The 21,886-nt window shown below is 36.8% G+C and carries 18 protein-coding genes; 6 read left to right on the top strand and 12 right to left on the bottom strand.

Features of this window, described 5'->3' with window-relative positions:
• Positions 1–64 precede the first annotated feature (64 nt).
• Positions 65–829: an alpha/beta hydrolase gene (locus JM81_RS02455; RefSeq protein ID WP_186435513.1), complete on the bottom strand. Its 765-nt coding sequence runs from the start codon at positions 827–829 to the stop codon at positions 65–67.
• A 316-nt stretch (positions 830–1,145) separates the two neighbouring features.
• Between JM81_RS02455 and JM81_RS02450 the strand changes: the two genes are divergently transcribed.
• Both JM81_RS02450 and JM81_RS02445 read left to right on the top strand, forming a co-directional pair.
• On the top strand, positions 1,146–2,144 hold the full coding sequence (locus tag JM81_RS02450; RefSeq protein WP_144800545.1) for an NADP-dependent oxidoreductase: 999 nt from the start codon (positions 1,146–1,148) through the stop codon (positions 2,142–2,144).
• A gap of 38 nt (positions 2,145–2,182) precedes the next feature.
• Complete coding sequence (locus JM81_RS02445; RefSeq protein WP_089260615.1) at positions 2,183–2,860, top strand: type 1 glutamine amidotransferase domain-containing protein; 678 nt, start codon at positions 2,183–2,185, stop codon at positions 2,858–2,860.
• Between the two features lie 335 nt (positions 2,861–3,195).
• Here the strand turns inward: JM81_RS02445 and JM81_RS02440 are convergent, their stop codons facing one another.
• The 4 genes from JM81_RS02440 to JM81_RS02425 all read right to left on the bottom strand — a co-directional run bounded on the left by JM81_RS02440 (position 3,196) and on the right by JM81_RS02425 (position 6,949).
• Positions 3,196–4,587, bottom strand: coding sequence for an FAD-binding oxidoreductase (locus JM81_RS02440; protein WP_144800544.1), 1,392 nt, complete (start codon positions 4,585–4,587; stop codon positions 3,196–3,198).
• 36 nt (positions 4,588–4,623) lie between these two features.
• A complete protein-coding gene (locus tag JM81_RS02435; RefSeq protein WP_144800543.1) occupies positions 4,624–4,998 on the bottom strand; it encodes a group I truncated hemoglobin in 375 nt (124 codons plus the stop codon).
• A 30-nt stretch (positions 4,999–5,028) separates the two neighbouring features.
• Positions 5,029–5,760, bottom strand: a complete 732-nt coding sequence (mddA, locus tag JM81_RS02430) for a methanethiol S-methyltransferase (protein WP_144800542.1) — start codon at positions 5,758–5,760, stop codon at positions 5,029–5,031.
• Between the two features lie 118 nt (positions 5,761–5,878).
• Positions 5,879–6,949 (bottom strand): nickel-binding protein, encoded by a 1,071-nt coding sequence (locus tag JM81_RS02425; protein WP_144800541.1) that lies wholly within the window; start codon positions 6,947–6,949, stop codon positions 5,879–5,881.
• A gap of 320 nt (positions 6,950–7,269) precedes the next feature.
• Between JM81_RS02425 and JM81_RS02420 the strand changes: the two genes are divergently transcribed.
• On the top strand, positions 7,270–7,818 hold the full coding sequence (locus tag JM81_RS02420; RefSeq protein ID WP_144800540.1) for a DUF4494 domain-containing protein: 549 nt from the start codon (positions 7,270–7,272) through the stop codon (positions 7,816–7,818).
• Here JM81_RS02420 and JM81_RS02415 read toward each other — a convergent pair.
• Positions 7,815–8,663 carry an AraC family transcriptional regulator gene (locus JM81_RS02415; protein WP_144800539.1) on the bottom strand — a complete coding sequence of 283 codons (849 nt, stop codon included), beginning with the start codon at positions 8,661–8,663 and terminating at the stop codon, positions 7,815–7,817. The genes JM81_RS02420 and JM81_RS02415 overlap by 4 nt on opposite strands.
• 130 nt (positions 8,664–8,793) lie before the next feature.
• Here JM81_RS02415 and JM81_RS02410 point away from each other — a divergent pair, with 130 nt between their 5' ends.
• Positions 8,794–9,600, top strand: a complete 807-nt coding sequence (locus tag JM81_RS02410) for a phytanoyl-CoA dioxygenase family protein (protein ID WP_222430283.1) — start codon at positions 8,794–8,796, stop codon at positions 9,598–9,600.
• A 113-nt stretch (positions 9,601–9,713) separates the two neighbouring features.
• Here the strand turns inward: JM81_RS02410 and JM81_RS02405 are convergent, their stop codons facing one another.
• Positions 9,714–10,352, bottom strand: coding sequence for a fasciclin domain-containing protein (locus JM81_RS02405; RefSeq protein WP_144800538.1), 639 nt, complete (start codon positions 10,350–10,352; stop codon positions 9,714–9,716).
• 283 nt (positions 10,353–10,635) lie between these two features.
• Here JM81_RS02405 and JM81_RS02400 point away from each other — a divergent pair, with 283 nt between their 5' ends.
• Positions 10,636–12,702 (top strand): tetratricopeptide repeat protein, encoded by a 2,067-nt coding sequence (locus JM81_RS02400; protein WP_144800537.1) that lies wholly within the window; start codon positions 10,636–10,638, stop codon positions 12,700–12,702.
• Positions 12,703–12,773: 71 nt separating this feature from the next.
• On the opposite strand, the gene JM81_RS02395 is transcribed toward JM81_RS02400, so the two are convergent.
• Positions 12,774–14,903 carry a catalase gene (locus tag JM81_RS02395; protein ID WP_144800536.1) on the bottom strand — a complete coding sequence of 710 codons (2,130 nt, stop codon included), beginning with the start codon at positions 14,901–14,903 and terminating at the stop codon, positions 12,774–12,776.
• Positions 14,904–15,123: 220 nt separating this feature from the next.
• Positions 15,124–15,624 (bottom strand): GreA/GreB family elongation factor, encoded by a 501-nt coding sequence (locus JM81_RS02390; protein WP_144800535.1) that lies wholly within the window; start codon positions 15,622–15,624, stop codon positions 15,124–15,126.
• A gap of 186 nt (positions 15,625–15,810) precedes the next feature.
• Between JM81_RS02390 and JM81_RS02385 the strand changes: the two genes are divergently transcribed.
• The gene (locus JM81_RS02385; protein ID WP_144800534.1) at positions 15,811–16,917 is read left to right on the top strand and encodes a Gfo/Idh/MocA family protein; all 1,107 of its coding nucleotides are present in this window, start codon (positions 15,811–15,813) and stop codon (positions 16,915–16,917) included.
• 12 nt (positions 16,918–16,929) lie between these two features.
• Here JM81_RS02385 and JM81_RS02380 read toward each other — a convergent pair whose 3' ends face one another.
• The 3 genes from JM81_RS02380 to JM81_RS02370 all read right to left on the bottom strand — a co-directional run bounded on the left by JM81_RS02380 (position 16,930) and on the right by JM81_RS02370 (position 21,873).
• Positions 16,930–17,763: a DUF1080 domain-containing protein gene (locus JM81_RS02380; RefSeq protein ID WP_144800533.1), complete on the bottom strand. Its 834-nt coding sequence runs from the start codon at positions 17,761–17,763 to the stop codon at positions 16,930–16,932.
• Positions 17,764–17,850: 87 nt separating this feature from the next.
• Complete coding sequence (locus JM81_RS02375) at positions 17,851–20,850, bottom strand: WD40/YVTN/BNR-like repeat-containing protein (protein WP_144800532.1); 3,000 nt, start codon at positions 20,848–20,850, stop codon at positions 17,851–17,853.
• Between the two features lie 174 nt (positions 20,851–21,024).
• Positions 21,025–21,873: an MORN repeat-containing protein gene (locus JM81_RS02370; RefSeq protein ID WP_144800531.1), complete on the bottom strand. Its 849-nt coding sequence runs from the start codon at positions 21,871–21,873 to the stop codon at positions 21,025–21,027.
• Positions 21,874–21,886: the final 13 nt, after the last annotated feature.

Below are 21,886 nucleotides of genomic sequence, written 5' to 3'. Positions count from 1 at the left end.
CTAAAATTCAGCGTAAAGTAAAAGCACCCTTTCGGGTGCTTTTTTTACGAATATTGGGTGCTTTTCAGTATTGAAGGTCAAGCAGGTCAGTCACCGTTTGGTGTATTAAAGACTCCCTTTCTTCAAGTACATTCCAGCCATGGTCAGCATTTTTATACGTATATAGTTTACTGTTTCCCTTCCAGCATGCCACATATTTTTTAGCATATTCCATAGGTACCACATCATCCTTTTCTCCCTGATGGATAAATACAGGTTGGTCATAATTATCCAATCCTTCATACGGTTTAAACCCCTTGGCCTCTTCAATAAATTTGTAACCTAATTTTTGACCTTTAAAATCAAAATAACCCTTTTCCGCTGCTCCTTCAATTGATTTTCCTTGAATGACCCCCTGCTCCGCAATTTCATGGGCAAACACCGCAGCTGGTGCCCATAATGACAAAGATGCGATTACGTCCGGTCGTTGTGCGGCCAATTTTGCAGCCTCCATACCCCCTAAGGAATGGCCCAGTACATGCACTTTTCTATTATACTTGCTTAAAACATAATTTACCATGGCATGTAATTGCTCAATTTCATAATAAACGGAGATATGTTCAAAGCACCCTTCACTTTCACCATGACCCAACCGGTCAAAGGAATATACTTCAAAACCATTATTATATAAATGTTGGGCAAGGTTTATAAATGAACGGCCCACCCCAATTCTGTTTGATCCAAAACCATGCACTAGCAATACTGGATGCCGTAATCTTGTTTTTGGGGTAAACCTACTACCATTTATCTGCTGTTTTAAATGAGTAAAAGCAATACAATCAGTAAACATAATTATCATATAAATTGTTCCATGGTAAAATTATAATACAGGTAAAATTCTTTTGATTGTAAACTATTGTTTGTTAACGCAATCGCTATTGGTTTTAGGAGATCAACAGTATAACAATTATCTTTAAAATAGTTCAACATTACTGTTAAGCAATGTTAAAAATGAACGTTCATTCTTTTTTTATGATACCTTTGTAAGGTAAAAAAGTTAAGGATTTTAAGTCCCGGATAACCGAACGTCCTAATAGTGCTAATTCTAGGATTGTAGGAGATGGTAATGGGATAAAGTTATTAATGAAATTGAAAAATAATAGTGTATGAATACTTCGATTAATTTAAAACAACGACCGGTAGGTACCCCTACCTTAGATGATTTTTCGTTTGAAGAATTAGATGATAACTTCACATTGAAAAATGGGGAAATGCTCCTTGTTTCAAAATATATTTCGGTAGACCCATATCTACGTGGCCGTATGAGCGACGCCAAATCATATGTACCTCCTTTTAAAGTAGGTGAACCAATAAGCTCAGGTATCGTTGCAGAGGTTCTGGAGTCTAAAAATGAAAAATTTAAGGAAGGAGATTTTGTTTCTGGATTATTGCAATGGAAGGAAAAACAAGTGTCCAATGGCGAGGGTCTACAAAAAATAGATAAAAGTAAAGCGCCTTTAAGTGCATATCTAGGCATTGTGGGTATGACGGGTTTAACCGCCTATTTAGGCCTTCATGAAATAGGTAAGCCCAAGCAGGGAGAAACCATGGTAGTATCTGGAGCCGCTGGTGCAGTAGGTAGTGTTGTTGGCCAAATAGGAAAAATACTTGGACTTACTGTAATTGGAATTGCAGGTACGGATGAAAAAATTGACATGCTCAGATCTGATTTTGGATTTGATCATGGCATCAATTATAAAACCACCAAGGATATGAAAGCGGCCATAAAAGAGGCAGCCCCCAATGGAGTGGATATATACTTTGACAATGTTGGCGGACCCATATCAGATGCAGTACTGTTCAGCATCAACCAATTTGCACGAATTATTATTTGTGGTGCCATATCGGTCTATAATAAGACAGAATTGCCAATGGCCGTTGCCGTACAGCCTTTTTTGGTAAAGACCAGTGCTTTAATGCAGGGTTTTATTGTATCTAACTATGCAGACAAATTTCCGGTGGCCATGAAACAGTTAGCTACATGGCTAGGCGAGGACAAATTAACATATAAGGAAACCATTGTAGAAGGTTTTGAAAATACGCCACAGGCCTTTTTGGATATGATGGATGGTAAGAATAAAGGAAAGATGATAGTAAAGGTCTAATAATTGGACCATATATTAATGGACAAAAAATAAAGAAAATGAAAATATTATTTGTATTAACCTCTCATGATTCATTGGGAGACACAGGAAAGAAAACAGGGTTTTGGATTGAGGAATTTGCTGCGCCCTATTATAGTTTATTGGATAAAGGTGCGGAAATTACAGTGGCAACCCCAATGGGCGGTAAAGCTCCAATTGATCCAAGTAGTGATACGGAGGACGCACAAACCAAGGATACCATACGCTTTAAGAAAGATAAGGTAGCCCAAGATTTGGTGAACTATACCAAAATATTGGCAGAGGTAGATGCAGCAGATTTTGATGCTGTGTTTTATCCAGGAGGCCATGGACCATTATGGGATTTAGCCAATGATGCCACATCGGTAAAATTGATAGAAACATTTAATGAGCAGGGAAAACCAATAGCATTTGTATGTCATGCCCCAGCAGCCTTAAAAAGAGTTTCCGGTGTGGATGGCAATAAATTGGTAAAAGGCAAAAAAGTAACCGGTTTCACCAATTCTGAGGAAGAAGCGGTCCAGTTAACGAACGTGGTTCCGTTTTTGGTAGAGGATATGTTAAAAGAAAGCGGCGGAATTTATTCCAAGAAAGAGGATTGGGCGGCATATGCCGTACAAGACGGAAATTTGATTACTGGTCAGAATCCTGCTTCATCTGAATTGGTTGCCGAGAAACTTTTTGAAGCTTTGAAATAATAGCATTTCATATTGAATATAAATGCCTGCAAGCTGTTTGCAGGCTTTTTTGATTTTATATAGTAATTAAACCTTAATATTTTTGATACAAATTATTCCGCACCATATGAGAATATTAAGGTTGTCCTGACTGTAGTCAGAAGGCATATCTAAACTCGTATGCTAATTGATCTATAATTACTTTTCATTTCTTTAAAACGGACACGTACTTTGTTCAGCCGTATTCTTCACTCTAAATCCACAATTATTATCATCTACTCTATGATATCCATCAATTGAATTCATTACTTAAAATAAAGCAAACTGTATCAAATCCGATTTAATTATTCCCTGAATTATGATTTTGGAACAATATTCTGGTTTATCCTAAAAAAGTTAGTAGGGTCATATTGATGTTTTATAGCTGCCAAACGATTATAGTTGTGTTTATAACTCGCTTGTACCCGTTCCTGCCCTTCATCCATCATAAAATTGGAATAGGCACCACCTGCTGAATATGGATGCAAGGCATCATAATATCCTTTACACCACTCCGTAATTTTATCAGCATTCTTTGGGTTGGGATCAACACCAACGTATACACCACAATAATCAGCATCACGGTATGCCCAAGGAGTCTCGGTTGCTCCTACCCTACTTGCGGCACCTGTTATTGGGTACAAATGCATTTGTGATAGAGGCGTCGGAATTTCTGAACCAAATTTTAAATGCTGGGCGGTAATTTCAGGAGTCAAAGATTTAAAAAAATCGGCCCTCCAATACCATTGCATTCCTGTTGGAAACAAACCATCGAACATAGATTGCATAGCTGGATAAGGCATTTCTCCCATATGAGCAAATAAGGGATTCTTTTCTAAAATCGGAGCAAAAGTCTCTTCCATTTTATCCATTTTACCTGTATAACACCAAACAATGGCGCAAAACTTCTTATTATGTAGGTGTTCAGGAAATGGCGATTCGGGAATTATCATAGTGGCGATAAAGCCGTTTATATCATCTGGCGCCTTTCTAATAAAACCATCAAACCAACCCATAATCTCCTCTGTTTGTTCTATGGGCCACAAGGTTGGTCCTCCATATACCATTTTCTGTTGATGTGCCTGAAAAGTAAATTTAGTCACAATTCCAAAATTACCGCCACCTCCGCGAATAGCCCAAAACAAATTAGGATGTTCATCTTTGTTGGTGGTAACTATGGAACCATCTGCCAAAACCATTTCAGCTTCTAATAGGCTATCAATGGTTAACCCGTATTTTCTAGAAAGATATCCAACACCACCACCTAGTGTAAGTCCCCCAACGCCGGTACTTGAGACCATGCCGGAAGGTATTGCCAAACCGTGCTCATGCGTGGCATTATCTACCTCGTTCCAAATACATCCACCACCTACCTTTACGGTCTTATTTTCTGTATTGACGGTAATTGATTTTAGACCTGATAAATCAATGACCATTCCGTCATCACATAATCCTAATCCGCCACCATTGTGTCCACCTCCTCTAATTGCAACGAGTAAATTATTATTTCTGGCAAAGTTTACAGCGGTTTGTACTTCAGTAGAATTCGTGCACATAACTATGACTCCAGGATGTTTGTCTATCATGGCATTATATATTTTACGAGACGTATTATAGTCTTGGTCGGTCGGTGTTATTAGTCTACCATTTAATTGCTTTCGTAGGCTTTCTATATGTTTTTCTGTGATTGGTTGTTCAAGGCTTTTCATGGTTTTGTTTCGTTTTATATAATTGTTGTATTGTTTTTATTTTGATATCATCATTCCTTTTAAGGACCACAATATGGCAAGGACATCTTTTTTTGATTCCTCGTCAATTCCGTTTTGATCTAACGCTTTGAAAATATCATCCATTACATGCATATACTCTCCTGGACTTATATTCATTCCTGTATGGGCCGTGACCATATCCATGCCGGTATAGGTTGCTGGTCCGCCACTACCAGCACTAAAAAAGTCGATGGTATGACTTTTAATTATAGCCAGACGTTGCGGTTGATTTTTTAAAGGCAAGAATCTAGCGTTAACAGCTGGGTTATCCATATGATTGGTAACTGTGTTATCAACTATAGTGGAGATTCCTACTCTTCCTCCTAGACGTTCAAATAGCGATTTGTTCATAATATATAGGTTTTAAAAAGATTGTTGTTTTCATAATTTGGTAAAAGGGATAATCATGGGAACCTTTTTTTGATAATCGGTATAAGTTGTACCTAATGCTTTTTTTAAGTCTTTCTCCTCTAGGAATTTAACTGCAATTAGAATATAGCTGGTGGTTACTACTGCGAATAATAGATGACCTATCGTCATAGTTGGTGTAGCCCAAAAAGCGATTATAAAACCGAGCATAATAGGATGACGCACCAGCCCGTAGAAATAGTTGACCTTAAATGAAGGTTCTTTGGTAACCTTGTTTTTAAGATTATCTACGATTTGAGTGAGACCGAACAGTTCAAAATGGCTTATCATAAACGTTGATAATAAAACGATTAACCAACCCATAAAAAAAACTCCTTGAATAATGGAAGCTAAAACTGCATTATCTACAGACCATAGCACCTTAGTCATTGGCTGCCATTGCCAATAAATTAATAGTAACGCCAGACTGGATAAGAGTATATAGGTACTACGCTCTGCTGCTTTGCCTATAATGTTCAACCACCATTTTTTAAATGCCGGTCTTGCCATAACGCTATGTTGTAAGGCGAAAACACTAAGCAAGCCAATATTTATTAATAATGCATTTAGTGTATCTATTTCAACACCGGAGTCTATACTTTTTGGCACCCATAAATTATTGACGAAACCTATGGCATACAGAAAAGCAATTAGGAAAATGAAATAAGCTAGAATACCGTAAATAAGGATGATAATTTTTTTCATGACATTGATTGTTTTGGTTTTACCATTCAAATCTAGCCATGCTTATTCATTGCAAATTCTACATTTCAATCAAATACTATAACTTTTCGTTCATTGATATAAAAGTCAAATTATGCTTTTAAACACTTTTTAAATAATTGGAAGGCAGTATGTTATATTCTTTTTGAAAGCATTTTGTAAAATATGCCGCACTATTGAAACCTGTTTCAAATGCTATTTCAGAAATGTTCATATCTTTTTTAATCAAAAGTTTAATAGCCTTGTTCAACCGATGTCTTTGAATTAAATAATTGGTTGATGTCTGTAGTAGACTTTTAGTTTTTCGATATAATTGAGAAGTGCTTAACCCCAAATGTGAACAAAAATCGTCTACACCTAAATTGGGATTTTGCCATTCACTATCTAAATAATTCATAACATCGTTTAAAAACTCTTCTTCTTGAAAAAGGAGTATTTTAAAAATATCAGGATTTAATCTTTTGTTCTGATTTTCACTCTCATATAACTCTTTAACTTCTGTAGTTATAATGATATGCGAATGCTGTAAATCCGTTAAACGTTTTGCTGTCTTAATCGTTTCTTCAAAAAAACCATGGTTTTTGGTAATTGGAACTCCCGCTCCAATACCAATACGAATTTGCTCTGTACTTTTTGTAGTCAAAACATAATATTCTTTCAATTCTAAAATACCATGCAGTGCGTTGGTTGTAGATGTAAAGGATATCAGCAAATATTCTTTATGACTGTCTATCAGTCGGCCCGCATAATTTTCAATGATGTTCTTTATTTTTTCCAGTACTTCTTTACTCGGAGAGGTTAAGTATTGGCCATCCATAAATTTAAGTGCGGCCAAAATTCTAAATCCAGGATTATTGACAATATTAAGTTCTGTTTTTTGAGATTTGGATGGGTCCTCAATGCGTCCTAAAAAAGATTCTACAATACTAGTATCTACTTCAATTATAGTGTTGGGCACATCACCATGAGAATTGGTATGCATTTCTATTATCGCATCCATATTTGGAGCTTCTACTAAACAAAATGCGGTAGAACGATCTTCATCGAACCAATAGCTCAGACCTTTACAGCAATATTTATGCTGAACAATTAAATCTTGATTATGCAGATCTGCTACATCCTCTGCGGTTACTCCTTGAGACACATCGTGTCTATCCATGTATATTGGCATGTTGGTATTTTTTACAAGGTTACTGTTCGTAAAAACCGGAGGATTATGTTTTGTAAGCCTTATAAAAGTAAGTCTTTTATATAGAGAATTGATTGTTAACAGGTTGTAATTCAATTTTTAACATTAAAATACCCAATACTATAAAGAAAGAGCTGTTCTAAATACCATTACCTCATTCCCTTTTTTTCGCTGTAGAAATCTAAGTGTCTCTTAGTAAATACATTATGTCATACCTCGTGAATTTGTGAATATCTAATGGTTTTTTTTATGAAGCGAACTAAGGCTAACTGCTATATTTGCCACCCCTAAAAAAACATGATATGAGTGCAATTTGGTATGAGTGTAAAGTAAAATATAGAAAATTGGATGAGGCAAGTGGTATGCTAAAGGTCAAAACAGAACCGTTCTTGGTAGATGCCATTTCCTATACTGAAGCAGAAAGTAGAATAACCCAAGAAATGTCCGCCTATTTAAGTGATAGCGAAGAAATAAAGATTACGAACATTAAGGTTGCCAATTACGCAGAAATCCATCCGTTTGAAAATTCGGATAGATGGTTTAAGTCCAAGATATCATTGATCGCCTTTGATGAGGAGAGTGGCAAGGAAAGTAAAAGCAATCAATATTTATTGGTTCAGGCAAATGATGTTAAGGAAGCTTATGACAATACGGTTAGTGTAATGAAGGATACTATGGGAGATTATACCATACCGGCCATTACTGAATCGCCCATCATGGATGTTTTTCCTTATTTTTCAGGTGAAGAAGATGATTTGGAACGTATTCAAAAATTTACAGAACTAAAGGATTCGGTGCCTGTACTAGAAGTAGATGAAAGTTTGAAGAGTGAAAATGAGGTAACGGTTTAATGCGATAGCATTGAATTTCTAAATTCCCTTGGGCTTAATCCTTTCAATTTTTTAAATGTTCGGTTAAAATGAGATAAGCTTTCAAAGCCACAATCAAAAGCAATAGCCTGTATAGGTTTATCCGTTGTGGATAAATGCATACAGGCTAATTCTATTCTGGATAAATTTAAAAATGTAACAAACGAATGCCCCGTACTTTTTTTGAACCATCTACAAAAAGACGGAGCTATCATATGGGCTTTTTCCGCCATTAGGTTTACGGTAAGTTTACTGGTAAGATTTTCAAGAATGTAAGACGTAATGACTTTTATTTTACTTTTTGATTTATCCGTTACCATTTGCGGAAGGTATGAGGATGAGGAGAGATAAACCGTGTCTTCGTGAAGAAGCAATTGCTGAATTATTTCAATTAAAGCGGCTAAGTGCCCTGTTTTTGATAAATCATCAAACGAGCATAATTGTTCTAACAGTTGTGGGGCGGGATGTAAAAACTGTATACCCCTAGTGGCAGAATTATACAGTGTTTTAAAAGCCTCACATTCTATAAAACTATCAAACAAATGGGCTGGAAATTGAATAACGATCGCTTCTTGGGTCATTGATGGGTTATTTAAGTGGGATATATAATTGTGAGGTAGGTTACTACCCAAAAGGACCAAGTCATTTTCAGTATAGTTAAGTATACTGTTACCAACAAACCGTGTACCGCTACCCTTGGTAATTAAAGTAAGTTCCAGCTCTGGATGATAATGCCAAAAGGGTTTAAATTTTTGTTCTTTTAATTTAAAATACCGAAAAGATGTTTGGGATTCTTTAAGGTCTATTCTTTCAATGATGGGTTTCATTATAAGTTATAATTAACTATTAATGTATACAAATTACATCATATGGGATAAAATATGCACACTATTGGTTAAAATTGTAAAATATGTACCGCTGTCATCTATATACTTTTATGAACATAAAATTTATGACATGAAAACAATGGCACTTTTAGATCAGGAATACATACTCACTCATGAACAAATACAATTTTATGATTCCAATCGCTATATAAAATTGAAACATGTTTTTGATCCCGAAACCATTTCATTTTTTAATGGGATCATTACCAAGAAAGTAATGGAGTTGACCAAAGAAAAGCAGCCAATGAAACATAGGGACACCTATGGCAAGGCGTTTATGCAACTTTTTAATTTATGGCAAGAGGATGAATTGATAAAGACTTTGGTATTTTCAAAGAGACTAGCACAAATTGCCAGTGCTTTAATGCAAGTTGAAGGTGTACGTTTGTACCATGACCAAGCCTTGTTCAAGGAAGCTGGTGGGGGTATTACCCCGTGGCATGCCGATCAATACTATTGGCCCTTGGCCTCTGATAAAACCATAACTGCCTGGATACCCCTACAAATAACACCATTATCAATGGGACCATTGGAGTTTAGCGCAGGTAGTCATGAAATTATGGACGGTAGGGAATTATCTATAAGTAATGAGAGTGAACAGATTATACAGAATAGATTAAAAGTAACCGATTTTAAACATGTTATATCGCCTTTTGATGTTGGGGAAATAAGTTTTCATTCTGGATGGGTTTTTCATCGTGCCGGTGCAAATACTACCCGGAACATGAGAAAGGTCATGACCATAATCTATATGGATAAGTATATGAAATTAAAACAACCCACTAATGACGGGCAACAGAATGATTGGGAAACATGGTGTCCTGGCACTAAAATAGGTAGAATTATTGATTCTCCCTTAAATCCTGTTTTATTTTAACTTCAACATACCGTTTAGGTTTATTTAATTTAGAACACCGTTTATGAAAATTCATAAATATGCAATAAAAAAGAGGGCACTTAAGGCCCTCATTATAATATACCCATCAAGGATTATTTTGTCAGTAGCACATCATTGATTATGTGTATAATTCCGTTAGAAGCTTTTACATTTCCTAAGACAATTTCACTTTTATTTCCTTTCTCATCCTTTAAAACAATTTTGTCATTCTTTAAACCAGCGGTAATTTCTGATCCGGCAACTGTCGTCATTACATATTTACCATTGGCTTCCTTAATATTATCCACCAATTTATCTGTAGAAATTATGTCATTTATTACATGATACTGTAATATGTTGGTCAATAATTCTTTATTCTCTTCTTTGCCCAATTCTGCAATAGACCTATTATTAGGTAATTTTTCAAAAGCATTATTAGATGGTGCAAATACGGTATAATTACCAGGTTCAGATAACATTGCTTCCAAATCAGCTGCTTTTACAGCGGATAATAACGTGGAAAGTTCATTATTTTTATGAGCAAGTGCGGCTATACTGTTAGCCTTCATTTCGTTTTTTTTGGCTTCGACTTTAGCCTTTTCCGCTTCTGCCTCAAATTTGGCTTCCTCCATTGCTATTTGATCCTCCATGGCCTTTTTATCGGCATCTATTTTGGCTTGATCCTTACATGAATTTAATGCAAAAAGTATCATGCCTAAACATACCAAAGTTTTTAAATTTCTTAGTGTCATAATTCCGTGCTTTTAGATATTGTTATTATACTATTTACGTACAATTACAGGTGATAGTTTGCTGAAAACCATGACTTGTGTATTAATAATTAGTTAAAAAATTATTGTTTATGTTAACCTATGTTTAAAAGAACTGTAAAAAATAAAAAATGGATTCAAAGAGAAAATTGATTTGCACGTTAGTTAATAGTAAGAAAATACATACATAACTTGGCGTTTCACAACATTAATAAGGAAGTATTGTATTTACATTATATATTTAGTGTTTAATTCCCTCATAGTGATGAAGTTTATTTTGTCCCCTACTAATTATAAAAAATGCATACTTTTAGTAGTACTATCATTGATGTTGATACCTACATCGTATTCTCAATCAGAAAAAAAGCTTCTTAAACAGATAGAGGAATTAAAAGCGCAACCAGAATTTAATCCTGAAACCCCCCTTTACATAGATTTACTTTTTGATCTGGCCAAGGAATATACCTACAAGAATAAGGACAGTACGTATATTTTGGCAAACCAGGGGCTTGCTTTAAGTAAACTTACCAAATATAAAAAAGGGGAAGGTTATGCTTATCTACGTTTAGGTGACTACTATTCCCAATTAATGGATAAGGATAATTATAAAAAGTATTATGATAAGGCAATAGAAATAGCTGATAATTACGATTATGAAAAGCTTAAATTAATTGTCCTCAACAATTACGGCACTACCCTTTCTATAAATGGTGATGTAGATGAGGCTTTAAAATATTACTTGGAAGGCATTGAAATTGGTGAAAAAAATAAGGATAACCTTATGTTGCCGATATTATATGATAATATTGCCATTATGTATTCCGGTCTAAAAGACTATGAGACCGCGTTGATCTTTCATGAAAACTCACTTCGTTTTAGTGAAAAAAGCAAGAGTGCATTTACTATGGCAAAGACCTTAAGTAATATGGCCTTTTCATATGCATATTTACACAAATTTGAAAATGCAGAAGATGTAATAAAAAGGGCCATTCCTATATTCATTGAAGAGGATAATATGGATTGGCTTTCCTTTTGCTATGAGGTTAAGGGAATTATAGCCTTGGAAAAAAAGCAATTTGAAGATGCTTTGGAATGGTATATGGAAAGTAATTTGCTATGTGAGGACCTTGATTATTTTACGGGTACCATTAATACTTATAATGGTCTGGCAGAAGCGTATATAGGCCTAGGTCAAATAGATTCTGCAGAACATTATGCCCTTAAGGCCAATAAGGCGGCAAGCACCACCCACTACCCAGAAATTTTAATGAAATCCGCAAAAACTCTTGCTGATATTAATAGGATGAAAGGTGAGTTTGAGGTGGCGTTGGATTACCAGGATGAGTATTTGGAACTTGCGGAAAAAGCAGATACCGAAAATTTTAAGAAAGGCTTGGCAATGCTCCGTAGTTATCAAAAATACGAGGCACAAAAAAAACAGATTCTGGATGAAAAAAACAGGGAACTGGCAAGTCAACAAGCGTTGACCTATATTGCCTTGTCAGGTCTATTGCTATTGATTATCATGCTGGTTTTAATTTATAGAAACTTTAAAATTCAAGGACGTTTTAATGGTATTTTACAGAAAAAGCAACAAATACTAGTCAATAGGGAATTACAGTTAAAGGAAAGTAATAATACCAAGGATAAGTTATTTTCATTGATAGCGCATGATCTTAGAGGCCCAATTCATTCCTTTCATGGCCTTATGGAATTTTATGTACGTGGTCAAATGACCAAGGAAGAAACGGACAAATTTTTGCCTGTAGCCTTACAGGATTTAAGTTCTATTGCAGATATGTTGGATAATCTATTGATTTGGGGTAAAACACAGATTAACGGTACCAAACATGAACCTAAAAATATTAATATCAATGATTTGATAGAAAATAATATGCGTTTATTAAAACCTTTAGCGGATAAGAAATCTATTCAAGTTAAAAGTAATGCGGAAAAGAATTTAGTTAGCTATAGTGATGACGCACATGTGGATATTGTACTAAGAAACCTTATTGGTAATGCCATAAAATTTACACATAAAAAAGGTGAGATTACTATAGATGCTATGGAAGATGAATCCCAATTGGTACTTTCAGTGGCGGACAATGGTGTTGGTATGTCCCCGGAAAAAAAGGAGAATTTATTTAACAAGAACAATTATGAATCTACTTATGGCACCAATAATGAAAAAGGAACAGGACTAGGATTATTTTTATGTAAGGAAATGGTAGAAATGAACGGTGGACGAATATGGGTAAAAAGTGTAATTGACCAAGGATCAACTATCTATTTTACCGTACCCAAGAAATTAAAACTTCGCAAGGCCATTTAATATGTTTTAAAAATGAAAAATCCACCGAAACCATAGGCTCCAGTGGATTTATCCCATATATAACCATTTTATTACACGGGAATTTTATCGGCCAATTTGCGTCTTTCCCAATTTCTGTGCTTGGAAATACTGTCTACAAATTTAGAGGGCTCATCATTGATATGTATGGCGTTATCATCCTTATATGCGTTAATAAATGATTTGTCCAAAGCCATTTCACCTTCATCATCTACGGCTATTGCCTTACAATATTTGAAACTTTCATTTATAAATTTGATAAACTTTCCATTATCCAAAATGGCTTCCACAGATTTTTCTCCTCCAGGAATATAGACTGCATCAAATAAAACACTTTCCGTCGTTGCTATAGCCGCATCAACTTTATGTTTCATACCTTCATCGCAAGTAATACTTCCTCCGTGAGGCGCAACAATTTTAACCATAGCTCCTTCTTTCTCCAATATTTCTGTCATGGATTTAAATTTTTTCATGTTGAATCCATCTGCTGCAAGTACGGCTATCTGTCTGGTAGCAATACTATTGAATTTTGTATTGGCCATACTTAATGCCTTTGATTTGTCCAGGTAATTTTTCTTTTCACCAGGTTGATGTTTGTCCGCATCAGCATCGGCACCTATAGCCTGATTAATAGGTCGTTCAATATCCTTTGGTATTTCCATACCCAATCCTTCCGCTACTTTATTGGCAAGATCATCATCTATCTGGGCGATCAACCATAACATGCGCTCCTTAATGTGTTCATGGTTACATTTGCCCAACTCAAAAGTATAGGCCGCTGCCACGTGCTCTTTTTCCCAATCTGCCAAACTTCTATAGAATAATGCCGGTTGCGAGAAATGATCGTTAAAGCTCTCGCTTCTTGTCCGTATCTTTTTTGCATCTATACGTTCCTCATATGAATGGAAACCACCTTCCGCCATTTTGGAAAGGTGTGGGCAACCACCGCTTAAACTATTTGGAAAATATGCAGTTTGTCCTTTAGGAATGGACATTTGCATATGAGCATCCCTTTGATTGTTATGCGTTTCTACAACAGGCCTGTTGATTGGAATTTGATGAAAATTAGGGCTTCCCAATCTGGACAACTGGGTATCTCGGTAAGAAAATAATCTACCTTGTAACAAAGGATCGTTCGTAAAATCAATACCTGGAACAATATGACCTGGCAAGAAAGCAACTTGTTCCGTTTCCGCAAAGAAATTATCCGGGTTTCTGTTCAAGGTCATTTTACCAATTATTTTAACAGGAACCATTTCTTCAGGAATAAGTTTGGTTGGATCCAACAGGTCAAAATCAAACTTATGTTCATCTTTTTCCGCTACTACCTGTATACCAAGTTCCCATTCAGGATATTGTCCGGCCTCAATGGCATCCCATAAATCCCTTCTGTGGAAATCCGGATCGGCGCCATTTATCTTTACTGCTTCTTCCCATGTTACGGAGTGTACGCCTAGCTTTGGTTTCCAATGAAATTTTACAAAGTGTGCTTCTCCCTTTGCATTGATCAATCTAAAGGTGTGAATTCCAAAACCTTCCATCATACGTAAACTTCTAGGAATGGCCCGATCACTCATAACCCAAATATGGTTGTGCAAGGTTTCCGTAGTGAGAGAAACAAAATCATAGAATGTATCATGTGCAGATGCAGCTTGTGGAATTTCCTTGTTCGGTTCTGGTTTAACGGAATGAATCAAATCTGGAAATTTCATAGCATCCTGTATAAAGAATATAGGCATGTTATTTCCCACAAGATCCCATGTTCCTTCTTCGGTATAAAATTTTACTGCAAAACCACGGACATCCCTAGCTAGGTCAGGTGAACCTTTTGAACCCGCTACGGTAGAGAAACGTACAAACACAGGCGTTTTTCTTGCGGTATCCGTAAATATGCCGGCTTTACTATATTCCTCAATACTATCATATAATTCAAAATAACCGTGTGCCGCACTACCCCTGGCGTGTACAATACGTTCTGGAATACGTTCGTGATCAAAACTTGTAATTTTTTCCCGTAAAAGGAAATCCTCTAATAATGTAGAACCACGTTCCCCGGATTTTAAACTGTTATTTGTATCGTTAACCTTTAATCCTTGGTTGGTGGTCAAAGGTTTGTTTTTCATATCTTTTTGATAATGCTCTAGGTCCTTGATTTTTTTGGACGCTGATTCTTTATTTTTCATAGTGTACGATTGTTTGTTTTAAGGAGCTTAAAACTAGGGGTAAAATCAGATGAGCTTTTGCTGTTTAAACTTTAAAACTGGCTCATATAATTTTATTGATAAAAATCTATACAGATAATTTCAATTGTAAGTACCTATAAAAACTAATTAAACCCGATCTAGTTGAAATAATACAGAATTAATATATCCTATTTGAAAATTATATTTTATAGTCAATCGTCTAATAGTCAATAGCCGTTATTTTAAATATTCGCTGTTCCTTCCCCATTTGTAACATGGCACTATCCCCTATTTTTTTTCCAATTAAAATTCTCGCTATTGGGGAAACATATGAAATTTTCCTTGCCGCTATATTGGCTTCATCCACCCCAACTATTTGATAGGTCTCTAGTATTTTATTTCTATTGACCATAACGGTAACCTGTGCTCCAAAACGCACACTATCTAAATGTTGGTCTTTAAAATTGATTACTTTGGCACTTGCAATCCGGGCATTTAAAAGCTGTAGTTTGGCATTGATAAAATTGCTTGTAATCCGACGTTCCTTATCATTGCCGCTAGGTAATTGTTCAATTTCCTGAATTAGTGTCTTTTTTTCGGTCTGTAATAGAACGAACCCATGTGGAGTAACATAATTAATGGCCCCCTTAGGTAAATCTGCCCTTGGCGGAACCATTGGTATTTCCTCTTGATCATCTTCTTTAACAAATCCCCTGCTCATATATATTCTTTTGAGGACAACATACAATTAACTGATTTAGGTATGTAATGGCATTGCAAATTTTTTTACCCTTATCAGTTCCTACAGGTTGGCCCTAAATTGTTATAAGTTACAGGTTGTGTGTATTTTGCAAACGTAGAATCCCTATATTTAAAATCACTTTACTTAACAATAAAACCATATACAATGACAACTAGAAGAAAATTTTTGGAAAAAATATCGGCCACCTCGGTCGCCGTGCCATTATTGTATTCGCCTTTAAATCTCTTTGCCTCCTCAACCGTTCATTATGAAGGACCGGTACTGAATGTTGCAATCATGGGGCTGGGTAGTTATGGTACACGTGTTGCCGAAGCCATGCAGGCTTGTAAAAGGGCTAAACTGGTAGGGGTAATTAGCGGTACACCTTCCAAGGTCAAAAAATGGCAATCTACTTACGGTATTCCTTCTAAAAACTGCTATAACTATGATAATTTTGATGCTATTAAGGACAACCCGGATATAGATGCAGTATATGTCATTACCCCAAACGGATTGCATAAGGATCAATCTATACGCGTAGCCAAAGCTGGAAAACATGTTATTTGCGAGAAACCAATGGGAATAAATGCCCAAGAAGGTCAGGAAATGGTAGATGCCTGTAAGGCGGCCAATGTAAAATTGCTGATCGGCTATAGAATGCATTTTGAACCCAAGACAGTGGCTGTAATAAAAATGAGAAAAGAAGGTCAATTTGGTGACCTCAAATTTTTTCAAGGTCAATCTGGGTTTACGATAGGTGACCCCAACCAATGGCGATTAAATAAGGAACTTTCCGGTGGTGGCGCCATGATGGATATAGGTATATATTCCATTAACGGTGCTAGATATATGTTGGGCGAGGAACCTATTTGGGTAACTGCACAGGAAACTAAAACGGATCCGGTAAAATTTAAGGAAGGAATAGATGAGACCATACAATTTCAAATGGGTTTTCCAAGCGGTGCGGTAGCCAACTGTTTAAGTACTTACAATATGAATAATCTAGACCGGTTTTTTATGACAGGGTCCAAAGGGATCGTTGAGATGCAACCCTCTACGGGGTATGGCCCCATAGAAGGAAGAACTCATGAAGGTCCGTTGACCCAGCCACATATTACCCATCAAACCTTACAGATGGATGGTATGGCCGCATTGATTTTTGATGGTATAAAACCTATTGTACCCGTAGACGGGGAAGAAGGTGTAAAGGATATGAAAATCATTGATGCTATTTTCCAAGCGACCAAGACAGGGGAAAAAGTAATGCTATAAGCTAGGATAACATTAATATTCCATAATTTCAATAGTTTTAAAATCTATAGGGTGGCTGTTCGACTGTAAAGAGATATAGCCACCTTTTACTTGAGTATTATCACCGTCTATCAATGATTTGGCCATTTCATTCTCCGTATTATAGGTTGGATTGGCATATCTTAAAATTTCTTCACCATTGACAAAGTGTTTAATTTCACCATTGTTCACTTCTATCTCTGCCGTGACCCATTGATTACCATGAAAAGTCTTCGGTATCTCTGCAGGGATACAAGTAGTGGTATTTTGGGTTCCCTTATATTCTATGAACATACCATTTGTACAAGCAGCGCCCAATGGTCTATCCTCTATACCATTACCTCCATGAAAATTATATTCTAGGCAAACGGGAAATGCCTGGTCCATTTTTTGGGTTGCGGGTGGTTGACCATGAAATTGAATCCCACTATCACGATACCCCCAAGTAGGTGCACCAGGAGCGGTTTCACCTACGAATCTATACCTTACCTTTAACCTATAATTACTGTAATACTTATCATAATATACCGTTCCAAAACGATTGTTGAACTCTGTGCCGTATGCATCATACCGTATTTTTAGAATACTGTCCTCCACACGCATGGTATTGCCAAAATTTTCTCCTAAAGCGTGTCCTGGTATTTTAATGGTCCACCCGGTTAAATCAGTTCCATTGAAAAGTGAGACCCATTGGGGAATTGTGTCTTCTAAAACCGCAATGGATTCGTTCATGCCCTTATTATCTTTTTTCTTGGTGTTGCAAGCGGATATAAGCGTCAGAAGTGTTAGTAAGGTCAATGATTGCTTAAGCGTACTTTTCAAATTCATTAGGGTTGGTTTAAAGCTCTAAACCTAAAAGTAACAAAAAAAGGTATGTCTTTTGAACATACCTTTTTATAAATCTTTCCCTTAAATTTATAAATTGGCCTCTACCTCCAATTTTTCCAGCGCCGCAACTAGTTCCAAATAACGCTCCTTCATATCCTTACCTATAATTTTGTCCGCATCTCCCACAATATAGGATAAGTAGGCCGTTTGGGCCGCCAACATTTGTTGAGGGTAAGCACCTTCATCGTTTTTAATTTCCTTAAGGATTTTTTCCAAGTTTTCTTTTTTATCGCCTTTACTTTTCTTGATTTCGGACTCTAAATTGGATTGAAATTTTCTAACATTGGTCAATAACTGAAGTACTTTATTTTCAAAACTTAAATGTTCAGTAATAATTGTACTGTCTATACCCTCTTTGGCCATACGCGGGTCGACCATAATTTTAAAAGGTTGTTCATATTCCTCGGTTCCAACGGTTAATCTAACTATATAATCTCCTGGTGGCACCATAGGTCCGTTTTTATAGCGTCTGGACTCTCTTTTGTCCCAAGCACCTTTTTGCCGCATATTCCAGTGAAATCTATTGATCCCTTTTTTGGTTTCCAGTTTATTGTCAAAATAGCTGAAAGTCATGCTTAGTGCCATATTTTCAACTTCTTCTTTTGTAGTCATTGTTTTGGTAGAATCGCTTACAATACTAGCTACAATTTGCCTATCCGCATTCAGCACTTCCAATTTTACTTCATTCGCAAATTCCTTTGGAAGGTAATAATCTATTAATACGCCGGTATCCGGATAATTGGGAAAGTCTCTTGATCTTCTTGGAACCCTATATCGTATAGTATTGTCCGGTGCAAATAATACAGGGGTATCGTTTAAATTGCTTATGGCAGAATTTCTTAATGAAGTTATATTGTCCAAAATCCAAAATCCTCTGCCCATGGTACTTAATACCAAATCGCCCCTATGAAGAATAATATCCGTAATTGGGGTTATAGGTAAATTTTGTTGAAAGTTTTTCCATTCCTTTCCATCGTTCAAGGAAACAAACATCCCGTATTCCGTGCCGGCATATAATAGCCCTTTAGTCACAGGGTCTTCCCTCAATACTTTGGCAATATGGTCCATTGGTATTCCATTGGTTGTCGTGCTCAACAGTTCCCATGATTTACCGAAATCCTCGGTCTTATAAAAGTACGGGGTTGTATCGCCCAATAAATGCCTGTCCAAGGCCATATAGGCCGTTGCGGGATCAAATTGGGAAGGTTCAATAGACTCGACCCTACCCCCCTTCGGCATTTTTTTGGGAGTTACATTGGACCAAGTCAATCCCCCATCTTGGGTTACGGAAACTACTCCATCATTGGAGCCTGTCCAAATCAATCCTTTTTTGATTTTAGATTCCCTAATAGCATATAAGGTGCTGTAGTATTCTTCACCTGTGATATCCCTAGTGATCGGGCTACCGGATATAACCTGCTTATCTTCTTCAAATGCGGTAAGGTCTGGAGAGATTGTTTCCCAAATAACACCGTCGTTCCTTGTTTTATGTAGAAACTGAGAACCCATATATACCACATCTGGGTCATGTGGAGAAACATGAACTGGTGCCACACGTTGAAATCTATATTTTAGGTCTTTTGGATTGTGTCCGTAAATATTGGATGCGCCAATAGAATATTCCCTATCTACCCCTGTTATTTTATTATAAACACTAAAACGGCCTTTACAGTTGTTATATACTATATTATGATTGCCAGGTTTAGGTATGGACGGACCCGTTTCACATCCTCCCACATTGATCATTATCTGTGTTCCTTGAGGACCCGTGGCACTTGGAGCAGAACTAGGAATGGCAATGGTTGTATTATCTTGTTGAGCGCCATAGACCCAATACGGATATTGGTCATCAACGGCAACTTGATAGATTTCTGCAGTAGGTTGATTAAATTGAGAAGACCATGTCTTGCCCCCGTTATGGGACACATTGGCACCGCCATCATTACATTGAATCAACAAATCTGGATTGTTAGGATTCAACCATATATCATGGTTGTCACCATGTGGTACCGCCATCATCGTCCATGATTTGCCGCCATCTGTAGATTTTAAAAGTGGATTGGCGTTGGAATACACAATATCAGGATTGGTAGGGTCAAGTTCAATATTGGTATAATAGAACGGTCTGTTCACCAAACCTTTGTTATCCGAAGTCTGTACAAAACTATTGCCTTGATCTACTGACTTATATACACCGCCTTCATCACCGGGCGCCTCAATTACCGCATAAAGAATGCTTGAATCAACTGCAGAGACCGCTAGATCAATTTTACCGATCAATCCCTTAGGCAGCCCTTTTTCCAGTTTGGTCCAATCCTTTCCTCCGTTTACGGATTTGTAGATGCCACCTTCGTTTTGCTCACCACCTGAGATAATGGTCCATGGTGTTCGTTGAGCTTTCCAAGCGGCAGCGTACACGATATTTGGATTTCCTGGTAGCAGTTCCAAATCTGCAAAACCGGTTGTGTTGGAAATATGAAGCATTTTCTGCCAAGTAACACCACCATCCGTAGTTTTATAGATACCGCGTTCCTCATTGGCCTTAAATGCATTGCCTATAGCCGCTACCCATACAATATTACTATTGGTGGGGTCTATTTCTACGGCACCTATCTGTCCGGCATGCTCAAGTCCTATATGGTTCCACGTTTTTCCGCCATCTATAGATTTATAGACACCTTTACCGCCAATAATATTACTTCTTAATCCGTCTGACCCGGTGCCAACATATACTATATTGGGGTCGTTTATCGCAACTTCAATGGCACCTATGGATGGTGTTTTAAAAAACCCATCGGAAACGTTATTCCAGGTAGTTCCATAATCCTCGGTTTTCCAAACTCCCGCACCTGATGCACCCAAATAAAAAGTTCCGGGCTCAATGGGCGTGCCCGTTACCGTCGTTACCCGCCCACCCCTTAATGGGCCAATGGTACGATATTCAAAAGCGGAGAAGTCCTGTGCTACAAGAACTGTGGAAATACCAAAAAGAAAGAAATAGGTAAAGTGGTGAAAGAGCGTTTTCATTTTAAACTGGATAATAGGTTGGTTAAAACCTAAAGTTACTTAAACCTATATCCAATTCATATATCAAGTCAAATTTTTATGATTTTCCTATTGTACCCTATCAATTTTAAGAAAAGTCTGTGTGTAGTTTTGCCTTATTGGCATTAATTGAATTTTATAAAAGGAATACAGTACTTATTTCTTGTTTTTTTTATCCGCTTCCTTAAGTTTGTCCTTTTCCCAAATACCGCTTAGAATGCTACCGTCCTTAGTATAAAATGTGCCCCTGCCACTTCTTTTATCATCTTTCCATTGACCCACATATTTATCGCCATTTGGCCAAAAATAGGACCCCTCGCCATTCCGCATATCGTCTTTGTAACTACCCACGTAATATTCTCCGTCTGACCAATAAAAAGTACCTTGACCGTTACGTTCATTATCTTTCCACTGACCCTCATAACGGCTTCCGGTTTCCAAAACGGCAATACCGGCGCCATTGGCCATATTGTTTTTCACTTGCCCAACATAGTGCAATGCGGTGCCTTTTTTGCTTTTGAAACTCAAGTATTCCCCAAATGATTTTTTATTGAGTTGGTTTCGCATGTTATTCAGTTGAACCCTAGCTTTCTCAAGCGCAAAATTCAACGAGTCTATACTTCTTAGTTCTTTAGGTGAAATGGATATACTGGATACTGAATCTGGTCTATTTTGGTCCGTTCTATTGTCAAAATTATTTCGGGAATCCGTCTGCATTAATTTCTCCGCCAAGGCAATACGCAGAGGTATAATCGTATTCAGTTCCTTATGGTTTTCCAAGGTAGTATGATACGATTCTATTGCCTTATCATATTCACCTTTCATTAATACCGAATCTATGGATAAAAGTTCCCTATTACCGGTCACCAATTCATCCAATTCTTTTTTGGCTTTGTTGCTTTCCCCTACTTCATTCTGTAGTGCATTGGATTTTATACCAAAATATAGGGCAAATGCAGACACAATGGCCAACAATACGTAAGGTAGTAAATGCTTTTTCTTCATGATAGTTGACTAG

It is taken from the genome of Maribacter sp. MAR_2009_72, assembly GCF_007827235.1.
In the GTDB taxonomy this organism is placed as follows: Bacteria; Bacteroidota; Bacteroidia; order Flavobacteriales; family Flavobacteriaceae; genus Maribacter; species Maribacter sedimenticola.
This window is presented reverse-complemented; position numbering and strand designations above follow the sequence as displayed.

What these genes read in the sequence shown, in the direction of transcription:
- JM81_RS02455 (WP_186435513.1), bottom strand. Translation starts at nt 829, where the DNA reads ATGTTTACTGATTGTATTGCTTTTACTCATTTAAAACAGCAGATAAAT.
- JM81_RS02450 (WP_144800545.1), top strand. Translation starts at nt 1,146, where the DNA reads ATGAATACTTCGATTAATTTAAAACAACGACCGGTAGGTACCCCTACC.
- JM81_RS02445 (WP_089260615.1), top strand. Translation starts at nt 2,183, where the DNA reads ATGAAAATATTATTTGTATTAACCTCTCATGATTCATTGGGAGACACA.
- JM81_RS02440 (WP_144800544.1), bottom strand. Translation starts at nt 4,587, where the DNA reads ATGAAAAGCCTTGAACAACCAATCACAGAAAAACATATAGAAAGCCTA.
- JM81_RS02435 (WP_144800543.1), bottom strand. Translation starts at nt 4,998, where the DNA reads ATGAACAAATCGCTATTTGAACGTCTAGGAGGAAGAGTAGGAATCTCC.
- mddA (WP_144800542.1), bottom strand. Translation starts at nt 5,760, where the DNA reads ATGAAAAAAATTATCATCCTTATTTACGGTATTCTAGCTTATTTCATT.
- JM81_RS02425 (WP_144800541.1), bottom strand. Translation starts at nt 6,949, where the DNA reads ATGCCAATATACATGGATAGACACGATGTGTCTCAAGGAGTAACCGCA.
- JM81_RS02420 (WP_144800540.1), top strand. Translation starts at nt 7,270, where the DNA reads ATGAGTGCAATTTGGTATGAGTGTAAAGTAAAATATAGAAAATTGGAT.
- JM81_RS02415 (WP_144800539.1), bottom strand. Translation starts at nt 8,663, where the DNA reads ATGAAACCCATCATTGAAAGAATAGACCTTAAAGAATCCCAAACATCT.
- JM81_RS02410 (WP_222430283.1), top strand. Translation starts at nt 8,794, where the DNA reads ATGAAAACAATGGCACTTTTAGATCAGGAATACATACTCACTCATGAA.
- JM81_RS02405 (WP_144800538.1), bottom strand. Translation starts at nt 10,352, where the DNA reads ATGACACTAAGAAATTTAAAAACTTTGGTATGTTTAGGCATGATACTT.
- JM81_RS02400 (WP_144800537.1), top strand. Translation starts at nt 10,636, where the DNA reads ATGAAGTTTATTTTGTCCCCTACTAATTATAAAAAATGCATACTTTTA.
- JM81_RS02395 (WP_144800536.1), bottom strand. Translation starts at nt 14,903, where the DNA reads ATGAAAAATAAAGAATCAGCGTCCAAAAAAATCAAGGACCTAGAGCAT.
- JM81_RS02390 (WP_144800535.1), bottom strand. Translation starts at nt 15,624, where the DNA reads ATGAGCAGGGGATTTGTTAAAGAAGATGATCAAGAGGAAATACCAATG.
- JM81_RS02385 (WP_144800534.1), top strand. Translation starts at nt 15,811, where the DNA reads ATGACAACTAGAAGAAAATTTTTGGAAAAAATATCGGCCACCTCGGTC.
- JM81_RS02380 (WP_144800533.1), bottom strand. Translation starts at nt 17,763, where the DNA reads ATGAATTTGAAAAGTACGCTTAAGCAATCATTGACCTTACTAACACTT.
- JM81_RS02375 (WP_144800532.1), bottom strand. Translation starts at nt 20,850, where the DNA reads ATGAAAACGCTCTTTCACCACTTTACCTATTTCTTTCTTTTTGGTATT.
- JM81_RS02370 (WP_144800531.1), bottom strand. Translation starts at nt 21,873, where the DNA reads ATGAAGAAAAAGCATTTACTACCTTACGTATTGTTGGCCATTGTGTCT.